6 protein-coding genes are annotated in these 14087 nt (G+C 55.0%); 4 read left to right on the top strand and 2 right to left on the bottom strand.

All coding sequences use genetic code 11. The annotated features are described in order from the left end of the window. Positions 1 to 115: 115 nt before the first annotated feature. Positions 116 to 3181: an FG-GAP-like repeat-containing protein gene (locus tag Poly59_RS03710; RefSeq protein ID WP_146532683.1), complete on the bottom strand. Its 3066-nt coding sequence runs from the start codon at positions 3179 to 3181 to the stop codon at positions 116 to 118. Positions 3182 to 3555: 374 nt separating this feature from the next. Between Poly59_RS03710 and Poly59_RS03705 the strand changes: the two genes are divergently transcribed. The 3 genes from Poly59_RS03705 (at position 3556) to Poly59_RS03695 (ending at position 8146) form a co-directional block, all read left to right on the top strand. Next, a complete protein-coding gene (locus Poly59_RS03705; RefSeq protein ID WP_146532682.1) occupies positions 3556 to 4752 on the top strand; it encodes a DUF1559 domain-containing protein in 1197 nt (398 codons plus the stop codon). Between the two features lie 159 nt (positions 4753 to 4911). Further along, positions 4912 to 5100: a hypothetical protein gene (locus Poly59_RS03700; RefSeq protein WP_146532681.1), complete on the top strand. Its 189-nt coding sequence runs from the start codon at positions 4912 to 4914 to the stop codon at positions 5098 to 5100. Positions 5101 to 5113: 13 nt separating this feature from the next. After that, positions 5114 to 8146 carry an FG-GAP-like repeat-containing protein gene (locus Poly59_RS03695; protein ID WP_146532680.1) on the top strand — a complete coding sequence of 1011 codons (3033 nt, stop codon included), beginning with the start codon at positions 5114 to 5116 and terminating at the stop codon, positions 8144 to 8146. Positions 8147 to 8317: 171 nt separating this feature from the next. On the opposite strand, the gene Poly59_RS03690 is transcribed toward Poly59_RS03695, so the two are convergent. After that, positions 8318 to 9475 carry an AraC family transcriptional regulator gene (locus Poly59_RS03690; protein WP_146532679.1) on the bottom strand — a complete coding sequence of 386 codons (1158 nt, stop codon included), beginning with the start codon at positions 9473 to 9475 and terminating at the stop codon, positions 8318 to 8320. 94 nt (positions 9476 to 9569) lie between these two features. Here Poly59_RS03690 and Poly59_RS03685 point away from each other — a divergent pair, with 94 nt between their 5' ends. Beyond that, positions 9570 to 14000 (top strand): PVC-type heme-binding CxxCH protein, encoded by a 4431-nt coding sequence (locus tag Poly59_RS03685; protein WP_146532678.1) that lies wholly within the window; start codon positions 9570 to 9572, stop codon positions 13998 to 14000. Positions 14001 to 14087: the final 87 nt, after the last annotated feature.

Below are 14087 nucleotides of genomic sequence, written 5' to 3'. Positions count from 1 at the left end.
CTCCTTCGAGAAAGTGAGTGACTACCAAGTGGTCGAGCCAAATCGCCCTCTATGACCGAGGAAGTCAGAATTTTCTCACCGCTGTTTGGGATTTTGGGTGCGAACGATCGCCATCCTACTCGGGCGTGATGGTTTCTTGGGTGACTGGTGGTGAATGGGGGACGTGTTCGAACAACTGAAACGGTTCGTCTTGGCCTTCGACAAACAAGTAGTCCGCGCCGCCAGCGATCTCACGATACGTTTGCCGGTTGCCTGATGGCCAATCGATCGTCAATTCGGTGATGTCTGACGCGCCCGCCAATCCGATCGGCAATCGATGTTGATTCGAGCACATGTATCCGTCCCCGGCGGTGACCTGGGCGTTGTGCATGCGATCATCGATCGTCGCGTGAACGGTCGCACCGACCGCGTCCGGGTGGCTTTGCGTCGCGATCAAAGTCATGCCGACCGATTGCCCTACGGATGCACCGTCATGCGTCGAATGGGTTTCGTTGATCAGCAACGCGACTGGTTCGATCAACTGCGTGATCAACAGATCGTTCAACCCGTCACGATTTGCGTCCAAGGTGGCGACTGCGCGTCCGACATGGTCTTGCGTAAAGTAGTCACCGAGTTTCGATCGATCGAGAATTTTCCATCGCAAATCAGTTCGCAATCGAAACACTTGGGCTGGCATTTGAAACGGCGTATCGTCTCTTCCCAAATCGCCGACATGTCCGTTGGCAACGAACAATTCCAGATTCCCGTCGTTGTCGAAATCAACCATCTGAGTACCGAAGCCGAGTTGTTTCATCGACGGTTCGGCCAGTTCGACACGATGGGTGCGGTCGGCCCAAACACCGCTGCTAATTTGTTCGTAAAATGTGTTGTGATCATCAAAGAAATGCGTCACAAACAAATCGAGGTCACCATCGTGATCTGGATCGCCCTGGGCGATGCCCATTGATGCCTGCGACAACGATCGGCCGCTGAGCGCGACACCGCGTGCCGTCGCGATTTCGTTCATCACGAATTCACCGGGATCGCGCGACGACGACCATAGGTGATTCGCTGACATGTCGTTGGCGACAAAAATTTCTAGTCCCGGCAAACCGTCTAAATTCGCCGCCAAGACACCTAGCCCACGGCCTGGGTTTGGATCATTGTTCGCCATCCAAGTGCTGGTCTTATCTTCAAAAGTGCCGTCACTGCGTCCGGCCCAAACTCGGTCGGCCTCGGCGTCGAAATCCAGCGGCGTGCAACTGGTCAATCGGCCCGTCGTTCGGCTGCTGCATTCTTTTTCGTAGGGACGTTGTCCGGCGCAATAGTTCGTTTCAAAAATATCAGCAAATCCATCGCCATCAAAGTCGGCAATTGCCACCGATGAAGTCCACCTTTCGCCGCTTAGTCTGACTTGGTCGGTGACATCCACCCACGTACCATCACCTTGATTGCGAAACAGTCGATTTCGGCCGATGTTGGCCACCGATAGATCGGGGAAACCGTCGGCGTTGTAATCGCACGACGAAATGCCTTGCGAGAAGCCGTGGTCGATGAATCCGGCTGCGCCGGTGACTTCGTCGAAATGGCCGTTTCGATTTCGAAACAACCGATCGGTGCCAGAGTCATCCTTCATCGGCCATCCATTCAAATTGGCCAATGCGATATCGGGCCAACCATCGAGATCAAAATCGATGATCGCGCCGCCGCCGCCGTTGCCTTGAAAGATCGAAAATCCACGATTGTCGAAATCCGAGTGAAAGGTCATCGTGTGGATCAGTCCGCACGACTTCGCGGCATCGCTGAATCGGATGTTGCCCTGATGTTTTGTTTCGATACGTCGCGAGTCCTTGTCTGCGCGGCTCCAATCGATGTGGGGAAGATCAGCAAGCGAGTCTTTCAGTTCGTCGATCATTGCTGCGGACTGCCACGGCGTCGTGGGTTTCAACTGCTTACGAATCGTTAAGTAACGTGCTGGCGCGTCGGGAACATGATCGTCGGGAAGTGTCATCGCCAATCGCGCCCACGCTTCGGCTTCCCACGGACGACCGAGACTTGTCATCGCGTCGGCAATGTTAAAAGCCCACGTTTGCGATCTAGTCTCGCGCTCGTACAAAGTCTTGGTCGCTTCATGCAATTGAGTCAGGCGTTGGTTGCGTTGCTCGATGCGACCGGCTTCGGCGTCACGATCGACCTGGCGAAGCGAACGCGCAAGCCGGTTGAGAGTTTCGCCATTGTTGGCGTCTTCGTGTTTGGCGGCTTCGTAAAATGCGCGCGCGGCCGATTCATGATTGCCCTGACGATCAGCCCAGACTCCCGCAGCCAACCAATAGTCCGGCATCTCCTCGATTCCGTCGGGCACATCGGCCGCCCAGCGTTCCAAGTTTTCAAGCTGCAGGTCTAGCGACTGGCTGGCTTCTGCTAAGCCGCGGCCGTACAACGCGGACGCTTCTAAAAATTCCGGGTGCTTTTTGACAACGGGTGTTAATCGATCGACGACCGCGTCCCAGCGCTGGTTCATCGCATCCATTTTTGCGAGTCCGTAATGCGGGCGCAAGTCGTTGGGGTTGCGATCGAGCAGCTTGCGGCACATTTCGGGGTCGGGCTCGACTTGGGCGGGTTGCGCGAGAACCGCAAGACCTTCGTCTTCACCTTGGTTGTGTTGGGCTAACCATTTCAGTTGATCCATCACCGTTTTTTCCAAACCCAGCATCGACGCGAACCCGGCTAGCGCGAATCGTTGTTCGACAACCGTCGGATGCCGCTGCGTCAGTTGTTCGTACAACTGGACGGTGTCGATTGCGCGGGCCTGGGTCAGCATCAAACGGGCGAGGCGATCATAAATCGTGATCTCGGTTTGCGGATTCGCTTCGACCACGAACTGAAGCAAGTTGATGGCTCGATCGTTCTCGTTTTGCTGTTCGGCAATTGCCGCCAACTGGAAGTGAAGCTGCGTATCGGTGGGCTGGGTTAGCAAATGTTCGCGCAGCAAACTCTCCGCCGATTCCCAATCACCTTTCGCGGCTGCTTGGCCGGCTTGTTTAAATCGGTCGTTCGGGGTCAGTACGGCTGGAGGTTTGTCTGTAGCCAACTCGCCGTCAATGATCCGATCGTTGGTGGAGGCGCGACTGCATCCGGACGACGACGCCGCGATCGCGGCGAGAACCAACAAGGCGGCATTCGTGAAGGCTAGAATTCGCATCGACGCCAAGGGGTAAGGTTAAAGCACTCTGGCAGTTCTGAGAAATGATAGACACAAGTCGGATTCCCGATCGTTGCCCTTCCTCCGCGATCACCTGCCGATTCGCGTTACTGGGTGCAGCTTATCCTGAAAAAGCAGGGTGAGGTCCATTATGCCGCCTCCGATTGCGCGAAAACTAATGTTTTTTGCGTGTTCTCGCATTGGAATCTGGGCTCATTGCTAGGACGATTGTTTCACATGTCATTGACGGGTTTGATTGATCGTTTTCCGAGCGGAGACGACGACTTTGTGGAAGTTCCTGTCGGTCGGTTCGTGACATGAAATTCTAGTAGATGTTCTCTAATTCCATTTTCCCTTTTCTGAGGAAGCATTTGATGCGAACTGCATTAAAAAGACGTGGCGGTTTTACGCTCGTCGAACTGCTGGTGGTCATCGCGATCATCGGTGTCCTAGTTGGACTGCTGCTGCCGGCGGTCCAGGCGGCACGTGAAGCTGCCCGACGAATGAGCTGCAGCAACAATTTCAAGCAAATTGGACTTGGTCTGCACAACTATCATTCCGCATACAAGCAATTGCCGAAGCAATTCGGCGGAACTTATGCTTCGCCAGGCGGAAACGACAACACATCGAACAGGGGGCGATTGAGCTTCTTGGTTGGAACGCTTCCATTCCTGGAGCAGCAAGGTTTGTGGGAGCAAATTTCCAATCCGCGCCCGTTGTTGGATGCTGGTGGTGGAATTGTGCTGACTTACCCAGCGATGGGGCCAGTCCCCTTTCGCAACAACTACGCGCCTTGGATCACTCAAGTTCCTGGTTTCCGTTGCCCGAGCGATCCTTCGGTACCATCGGCCGACCTTCCCGCCTACACGAACTATGCCGCTTCGCACGGCGATTGTTTCTGGGAACAAACAGAAATCGGAATCGAAGAGAATGGTAACACCGTGACCGACGCGACTTGGGGCGAAGGCAATGCTAAGAAGTATGCTCGCGGCGCTTTCAAAGCACGTCACACGACTCGCTTTCGTGACTTCTTGGACGGTCTGTCCGGTTCATTGATGTGTGGCGAGATCATCGCTGACACTGGTGAAATGGAACTTTCGGGTGCCGCGATTCGTGCCGAAGGTGCCATGCAAGGCACATCGCCCGGAGCGTGGGCGACCCAAGCCGGCGAAGGCGGAATCATGGTCGACCCACTGCGCCCACGGTTTTATACCGGTCGCGACGTTCAGTTGAGTCCTGGGAACGATGACCGGGGTCGGGGACGCCAATGGGCCAACGGTCGTGAAATGTTTACTCGCTTCCACTCAATCCGTCCGCCTAACAGTTACAACGTGATGCGTTGGTGGGACAACAACGGAATGTGGTGCGCATCGAGCCGGCACCAAGGCGGTGCTCACGTGTTGATGGGTGACGGAGCCGTCAAGTTTATCACCGATTCGATCGACACCGGCGATCAAACAGCGCTTCCGTTGTTGGACCAAGGTCGCGGACTTGGCAAAGAAAGCCCGTATGGCGTTTGGGGTGCCGCAGGCACAATCGCCAGCAAGGAAACGCTCTCACTAGAAGACTGATCGACCGCAAACAAGATTTGCAGTTGTCGAAATCTAAGAAGGGTGGGGCGTCTGCCTCACCCTTCTTTTCATGAAGAGTTCAGGCGAACGATGCGTGAGCGCTGATCCGATTAACCATTGAAATACTTCCCTCCCGTTCTCATAACATTCTCGATACCTATGAAAAAAGTACTCCCTCTGTTTGCCATTCTAACGTTGACTCTCGCCCTTTCGGGCTGTGGCAGTGGATCTGGCGAAGCCGTGATCAACGAACCCGTTGCAAAAGACAAGGCAACGATCGAAGCAGAAATGGCGGCTCAGAGCGCAGCCAACGCCCCGAGCGATTACAAGCGACCAGGTCAAAAGTAAGGAAGCTACTGGTTTGAATATCAATCGGTTCCGCCGACCTCCGTATTTGTTGGGACTCGCAATCGCGATATCCCTATCGCTGCAGATCGGCTGCAACCGTAGTTTATCATTTGACGACGACCCGTCGTCGAATGGTGTGGCAGCATCGGCATCGTCGGTTGCCAAGACTGCTTCTCGAACGCTCGATGAGGACCCGCCGCCGGACGCGAGTATAGATTCTCTGTCATCGGTTCGCGTCGATTCAATCCGACGATCGCGACAACAAATCGATCAAGAGCATTGGGAATCCGCTAACGAATCGCTGATGAAGTTGCTTGCGATCTACCCAACGGATTCAGAAGCCTTGTTCTTGATGGCAATCGTTTTCCACGCCAGGGGCGAGACGTCCCAAGCGATCGAACTGCTCGACGAAATACCCGTTTCTAAAAACGGATTGGCGATCCAAACAATCGGACGATCCGCCGAGTTATGTGTCGAGCTGAAGCGGTACGACGATGCAGTTAACCGCTACTTGAAACTTATCAAGCTGATCCCAACGTCAGCATTAGCCCATCGCCGCCTCGCATCGCTCTACAACGACTTGGGGCGACGACATGAAGCAGCTCGCCATGTTCGTTTGTTGTGCAAGATCGGCGACGTTCGCCAAGACGAACTGCATTCGTTGATGGTGCTAAGCGATACCAACACCGAAATCCCGTTCGGTCCCAGTGGCCGCGCCCGTGTGCTGTTCACCAAACAAAAGTTCGCCCTAGCTGCTGACGCGTTCGGTGATGACGGTGTTGATACCGCGGATCCTCCGGCAGTCCGTGCGTTCTACGGACGATGCTTGGCGGAAATGCAGGATGACGAACGACTACTACGTTGGATGGAGCAACTTGATACGCCGACCAAATCGTACGCCGAAACATGGTCGGCGATCGGTACTTGGATGGTCAACCATCAACGTTTCGAAGAAGCCGTGGGTGCTTTCGCCGAAGCGATTCTCCGCGATCCTACCGATGCTCGTTCTTACCGCCGGATGCATCAATCGCTGGTCGCACTGGGCATGAATGTTGAAGCTGAGAAGTGGGAGACGCAACAAGCGAAGCTGCGCGAAGTCACGATCGCCAGCAACGAACTGGGAACCACTCATCAGGGCGACGCCGCGCGTTACCACACGGTGATCGACGGGCTGGTTGGGCTGGGCCGTCCGCTCGAATCAGTGCTCTGGAACGCTCTTGCAATTTCCCAGCAGCCAAACGCTGCTGCACCCCAGTCGCGGGACATGCTTAACGAACTGAATCAAAAAAGGCTCGACCTTGTTCAGTCGGGCGATGCGTTTCCGTCGGCCAATATTCGGCTGTGTGGATTGGACATCAACCGTTTTCCGAAAGTTGATTTCGCCAACCTAGTTGACCCGGCGATGCTGGCCGAAGCATCCGTTTCTAAATCGCGGCAATCTATCGCTTCGGTCCAACCGCCTCGTTTCGACGACATCGCGGTTGCCGTTGGTCTGAATCACACATTCCAAGTCGCCAGTGTCGTTCAAAAATCGCAATTCATGATCCAGCAAAGCGTCGGCGGCGGAGTTGCGGTTATCGATTTTGATCTAGACGGCGAGTGTGATCTTTACTTTGCCCAGGGAGGCGCCGATCCGCCCGAATTCATTGGCCGCATGACGAACCAGTTGTTTAGAAACCTCGGTGGACAGCTGGTCGATGTGACGCAGTTATCGGCAACCACCGAGCGACGTTATTCGACCGGCGTCACCGCTGGCGACTGGAACCAGGACGGGTTTGCAGATTTGGCAATTTCTAATATCGGCAGCAACACACTGATGATCAACAACGGTGACGGGACGTTTCGATCTGAAGCGATCGATTCAAGTGACGATCGAACTCAGTTAAGCACTTCGATCGCGATGGCCGATTTATCGGGCGATGGCTTGCCGGACATCTACGAAGAAAACTACGTAGGTGATCCTGACATCGCGGCCAAGCCCAAGGTCGACGGCGAGGGCGTGCTGCAGATCGTCGCGCCATCGGATTACCAACCGGCGATCGATCGCATCTGCGAAAGTCTCGGGTCGGGCGACCGAACGAGCCGACCGGTCAGCGTTCTGGATTCGGATCGCCGAACGGGGTTAGGCATCGTGATCACGAATCTTGATTTGTCTCCGGGCAACGAAGTCTTTGTCGGAAACGACGTCCGGGCGAATCAATTGTGGCGAAGAGATTCCGCCGGGGATTGGTTTGACGCAGCACCGACGGCGGGCAACTCCTTGGGATTCGACGGATCCTTGACGGCGTCGATGGGCATTGCAATGGGTGACTTTGATCGCTCGGGCACGCCCGATTTGCATGTCACTAATTTCGAAGACAGTCCCGCTCGTTTGTATTTGAATTACGGTGGATCGTTCCAAGACCGGGCGATGTCGATGAAGTTGTCCGACGACAGTTTCAAAGTCTTGGGATTTGGGTCACAGTCGTTGGATTACAACAACGACGGTTGTGAGGACCTGGTAGTTGCCAATGGGCACGTGGAAAATATGGACTTGCCAACGTCGCCATTCCAGCAGCCACCCCAGGTGTTTGCCAACTTTGGCGATCACTTTGAATTGCAACGTCATGACGATCCGTCAAGCTATTTTGGATCATTGCACGTCGGGCGCGCGATGGCCCGATTGGATTTCAACCGTGATGGAAAATCAGACTTTGTGGTCACTCACATGGGCGAGCCGTCGGGGCTGCTAATCAATCAAACTCAAACCGACCATCACTGGCTGCAATTGTCGTTGGTGGGCGTCAGTAGCGAACGCGATGCGATCGGAGCGACGATCGAGGTGAATGTCGGCGATCAAACATGGACCGGTTGGGTCGTGACCGGCGACGGCTATCTTTGCCGCAATGAACAAGTCGTCTCATTCGGGCTGGGTGAGGAACAACGAATCGATGACGTCACCGTGACATGGCCCGACGGATCGCAGTCGCAATACTCCGAAATCACGGTGGACCAGCGATGGCTAATTGTACAGAACAATCCGAACGCGTTTTCATTGTCGCAGTAGTGCTTCGCGAAAACCGAATTCTGCGTGTTCCTTAATGACAGTCGCTAAGGTTTGTCGGTTTTGTCTGCAAGAGCGGACCAAAGCTCCGAGGGCGTTTGCGATTTCTCCGACTGCCGGCCATTCGGCCACGCTTTACGCTTCCGCCGAGACAAACTTGAGCTACGCGCCGGTTCAAGGTTGGTTTCTGCGGAAACGGCCGGGTGGCATTCCTTTTGCGCGGCGGAATGCAACGCTCATGTATTCGACTGAATCGAAACCTGTCCGCCTGGCGATCTGAGCGAGCGATAGTTTCGAATCGACAAGCAACTGGCAGATCCTGTCGATGCGCAGGCGAATAATCTCTTGATAGATCGTTCGTCCAACAATTTTTCGGAAACGAACTTCAAGCGAGCGTCGGGATACCGGAACGACCGCCATCACATCCTGCACGTTGATATGTTCGCTTTGATGATCACGAATGAACTGCATCGCCTCGGCAACATCGAGGTCCTCGACGGCAAGAATTTCTGTCGATTGGCGAGTTGCAACACCGAGCGGTCCGATCAACTGGATATGATGTTTAAGCTTCTTGCCCTGCATCAAGTGATCGAGCGACTGAGCAGCCGTGTAGCCGATCTTTCTAGATGCTGGGATCACGCTCGATAGCGGTGGCGTTGCCAGATCGCACAACACTTCATCGTTATCGACGCCCAACAGAGCAATGTCCTCGGGAACCCTCAGTGGGATTTCGCGGCAAATGTCTAGAATCTGACGCGCTTTCAGGTCATAACAAGCTAGAACCGCGACGGGACGTGGTAAGGATTGAAGCCACTTCGCGAGTTCCTTCGTTTCACGGTCAATTGATGCGCGCCCTCGCGACGATCGGAGCGGCTGGAAAACGTTGCACGCCAGACCGGCATCTGCCGCCCGTTTCACGAATGCGTTTTGACGAAGTGTCGACCACTTGAACTTCGCTTCACCACAGAACGCAAGATTTTCGAACCCTCGCTCGCGTAGGTGATCAAATGCGGCTTCGGCGATACCGGCTTCATCGATCTCGACGAGCGGAAGCTTTGGGATACATCGCGCGGCACTGACGTCAATCAACGGAATTTTCGAAAAACGCAGGGCGTCGGCAAATTGTTCGTTTTCGATCCGGGCGATGATTCCGTCGCCCTTCCAGGTTTTTAGCCAACGTGGCGGCGGTGCGTCGCGTTCCAGTTCCGGCAACCGAATCGACCACTGTTCGTTCTCGTGCATGTAGGCGGCGATCCCCTGCAGCATGCCGCGGCAATACGCATTAGATGACTCGATCAGCAGAGCGACGGATTTTGCCTTCTTCTTCTTCATTTCGGTCTAGTTTTGGCGTTTGCGTGTACTCACATGTTAATTGCGCATTCTAGCATTTCATTCAAGGGTCTCGGTTTTACAATGAGCCTTTCCAATGAATATCAAGTTACTTCCCCTATCGTTGTTTCTCGTTGCGTGGATCGCAGGGCTTCCGGATCGCGCTGCGGCCGATGCGGATTCTGGCACCATTCGAGTTTTGTTTCTCGGTGACACGGGACGCAACCACGAACCGCGACTGCGTTGCAGCGAACTGCGCCAGACGCTGCAGGACCGTGGCATTGCGCTGACATACACCGACGAAACGTCCGAACTGACGCCGAAGAATTTGGCCAATTTCGACGCTGTGTTGCTATTTGCCGATATTGCATTCGTCGATCGTGTCCATGTCGACGCGCTGATGAACTTCGTTCGTGACGGGGGCGCGTTTGTTCCGATTCATTGTGCCAGTGATTGCTTCCGCAACATTCCCGAATTTGTCGACATCGTCGGCGCCCAGTTCAAGGAGCACGGCGCGGGCGTGTTCCGTGCCCAAGTGGCTCGTCCGGAACATCCCTTGATGATCGGCTATGGAGGCTTTGAGAGTTGGGACGAGACGTATGTGCATCAATTTCACAACGACGTAAGCCGAACGGTTTTAGAATATCGATTGACCGACGGAGGTCGCGAGCCATGGACATGGATTCGCCACGAGGGCAAAGGGCGAGTTTTCTACACCGCGTGGGGACACGACGCGGTTACGTGGACCAACCCCGGCTTCCAGAACCTAATCGAGCGAGGCATTCGTTGGTCGGTCGGCCGAGACCCTCGGGATGCCGGGGACTATTTGGCGGATCAGGCATTTCCAATTCCTAAGATCAAGCCGTTGCAAACGGACCTTCCGCCGTTTGACTTCGTTGACGTTGGTGGAAAGTTGCCGAGGTACTTCGGGCGTGACGATGCGCCTGGCCAGCCGAATACTGAGAACTTGATGCAGAAACCTTTGGCGGCGGAAGAGTCGCTGAAGCACATCGTGGTTCCCGAGGGCTTTCACGTCGAATTATTTGCTTCGGATCCTGACATCAACGGGAAACCGATTTGTATGGCATGGGATGACCGAGGACGTCTTTGGATTGCCGAAACGATCGACTATCCCAACCTCTTACACGAAGACGGTTTCGGCAACGATCGAATCCGAATCTGCGAAGACACCGACGGTGACGGGCGGGCAGACCGATTCACTGTATTTGCCGAAAACCTAAGCATACCTTCGGCGATGGCTTTTTCAGGCGGCGGTGTCATCGTTCAAAACGGAACCCAAACGATTTTTCTTCGCGACAGTGATAACGACGATTGCGCCGACGTTCGCGAACTTCTGCTTTCCAATTGGGATTTGAAAGACACGCACGGCGGCGTCAGCAATTTCCAATACGGATTGGACAATTGGATTTGGGGAATGCAGGGCTACAACCAATCCGAGCCTGAAGCCGGCGGCAATGTCGTGTCTCGATTCCGCATGGGGTTCTTTCGAATGCGTCCCGATGCATCGGAGATCGAATTTATCCGCTCGACCAACAACAATACTTGGGGGCTCGGGTTCAGCGAAGAAGGGTTTGTTTTCGGGTCCACCGCAAACGGCAATCCCAGCGTCTACATGCCGATCGCGAATCGATATTACGAACGGGTCCAGGGGTGGACGCCTTCATTGACACTATCGTCGATCGCGGACAACCATTTGTTCGACCCGGTCGCCGAAAACATTCGCCAAGGTGACTGGCAAGGTGGTTACACATCGGCGACGGGGCATGCCTTATACACCGCGCGGGAGTACCCGCAAGAATACTGGAACTCGGTTGCTTTTGTGAACGGTCCGACCGGCCATTTGATCGGCGCGTTTTTGCTGAAACGCAATGGCAGCGATTTCAGTTCCCGCAGTGATTTCAATATGTTGGCCAGCGACGATGAATGGACCGCTCCGACGATGACCGAGGTCGGCCCCGATGGCCAAGTATGGGTTGCCGACTGGTACAACTACGTGATGCAGCACAATCCGGCGCCCGAAGGTTTCGAGACGGGGCGGGGCGGAGCTTACGAAACAGAACTGCGAGACAATCGCCGCGGCAGGATCTATCGGATCGTCGCTGATGATTGGGTTCGAAAACCAGTGGTGGATCTGCACCAAGTCAGCCCCGACGAATGGGTCGATGCGTTATCGCACTCGACGATGGCGATTCGAAAACACGCGCAGCGGTTGATCGTCGAGCGTGGCGATACAGATGTGGCACCGGAACTGATTGAATTGGTTCGCGACCAAACGACCGACGAAATCGGTTTGAACGTCGGCGCCATTCATGGATTGTGGACGTTGTCTGGTTTGGGATTGCTTGACGGTCGGCACGCGGATGCGACCAATGCAGCCCATGACGCAATGCGTCACCCGTCGTCGGGAGTGCGCCGAAACGCGGTGATGGTTCTGCCGCCGACGAAGGAATCGGCATCGGCGCTGTTGGACGCCGAGCTTTTAAGCGATGGTGATCGACAAGTCCAACTTGCGGCGATCTTGGCTTTCTCGGACTTCGGCGTCGCGGGTCTTTCGGCCGATACCTCGTCCGACGATGACACCCGGAAATCCGTAGCCAGCTCTCTTTTGGCCGTCATGGAAAACTACAACGCGATGGCGGACCGTTGGATTCCCGACGCGTTGACTTGTGCCGCAGCGCAATACAGTCGCCCCTTTCTTAACACGCTTGGTCTGGCGAGCGAATTGCCGCCTTCGGGCCAATCGATCATCCAACGTGTCGCCGAACATCACGCCAGAAGCGAAGCGGCCGGTGATGAACCGATAATCCTGGCAAACCTGGCATTGGCATCGACGGACGTTTTAGACAGCGTGATCGATGGATTCGCAAAGGGAAGCAGCGGCGTGACGCACCAAACGCTTGACCCTAAGACGGACAAGAAGTTGCAGTCGGTGTTCGAACGCGTTTCGTTGGAATCAAAGAGGAAGCTGATTCGACTCGCGTCTCGTTGGAGCAGCCGTGGATTGACGCGATACCGTCAAGACTTAGTAGCCGATCTGATGCGCACCGTTCACGATAGTGACGAGAGCGAAGATGAACGCGTTGCGGCCGCCACGGACGCGATCGAGTACCAGCCGTCGGATCGCGATATCGTTGTCAATGTGTTCAACGAAATCACGCCGCGAACGGAACCCACGCTTGCGGTGAAACTGATTCGTACGATGGAGGCAAGTCAGTGGAGCGGTTTGGGTGACGAGGTCGTGGGACGACTTGCCGCCTTCACCCCATCGGCCCGCCAAGCGGCGTTCGATCTGTTGCTGCAGCGCACCGAATCGACCCGATCCCTATTGGACGCGGCCCGTCAAGGAAAGGTGTCGCTTGGCGAGTTGTCTTTCGAACAGCAAAGGTCGTTGTCGTTACATCCCGACACTTCGGTCAAACGAATGGCGAATCAGTTGCTCGCCCTTGGCGGAACCGCAACCGATCCCAATCGTGTGAAGGTCCTAGACCGATATCGGCGTGCCACGTTGGTGCGTGGCGATATCGGACGCGGCAAAGAAATCTTTAACGAGCACTGCGGGACGTGCCACCTTCACGGCAAACTGGGAAAACGTGTCGGCCCCGATTTGACAGGCATGGCAGTGCATCCCAAACGAGAACTCTTGACTCACATTCTTGATCCCGATCGAAGCGTCGAAGGCAACTATCTCGCTTACACGGTGCTAACGACCAATGGTGTTGTCCACACCGGCATGCTCGCCGGCGAGTCGAAGGCTGTGGTGGAGCTGATCGACGCTCACGGCAAGATCGCCCACATTTTGCGAGACGAAATCGATCAATTGGTTGCCTCGCGAGTTTCGATCATGCCGACTGGATTCGAAAATTCGATCGATGTCGATTCGATGGCTGACCTCTTGGAGTTCCTGGTTCGTCAAAGTGAGTTTGTTCCAATACCCTTGGATCGATACGCAACCGCCATCAGCACCAAAGGCATGTTTCTGGATGACGGACCCGACCACTTTAAGTTCGTTGATTGGAGCCCCAAGGAATTCAAGGGCGTTCCGTTTCAATTGATCAACCCGCTGGGTCAGTCACGACCCAACGTCATCATGCTGAACTGCACAAAGGCACCGATCCCATCGTCGATGCCGATGTCGGTCAGGCTACCCTGCAACATGCCGGCCAGCGTCATCCACTTCTTGTCCGGTGTTGCCGGCTGGGGCTACCCGTCCCACATCAACCCGTCGCTGACGATGACCGTCCGTTTGAACTATCACGACGGAATCGTCGAAGATCACCCGTTGATCAACGGCGTTCACTTTGCCGACTACATCTCGCGAATCGAGGTACCCGGAAGCGAATTTGCATTCGGGTTCGAGCAAGGTCAGCAACTGCGTTACCTTCAAATTTCACCTCGACGCGGGGAAACGATCGATTCCATCGATCTGCTCAAAGGCGTCGACGATTCGGCACCCGTTGTTGTCGCTGTGACTGTCCAACCGATCCCGATCCCAGTCCCGTCTCGCTAACCAAAAGATTTTCCTGTGGTTCCCCCACCAACTTTTCGTACGATCGGATCGTCGCTTCGATGCGTCGGTTTGCTATTCGTAGCGTCA

Origin of the sequence: Rubripirellula reticaptiva, from assembly GCF_007860175.1 — a bacterium.
In the GTDB taxonomy this organism is placed as follows: domain Bacteria; phylum Planctomycetota; class Planctomycetia; order Pirellulales; family Pirellulaceae; genus Rubripirellula; species Rubripirellula reticaptiva.
This window is presented reverse-complemented; position numbering and strand designations above follow the sequence as displayed.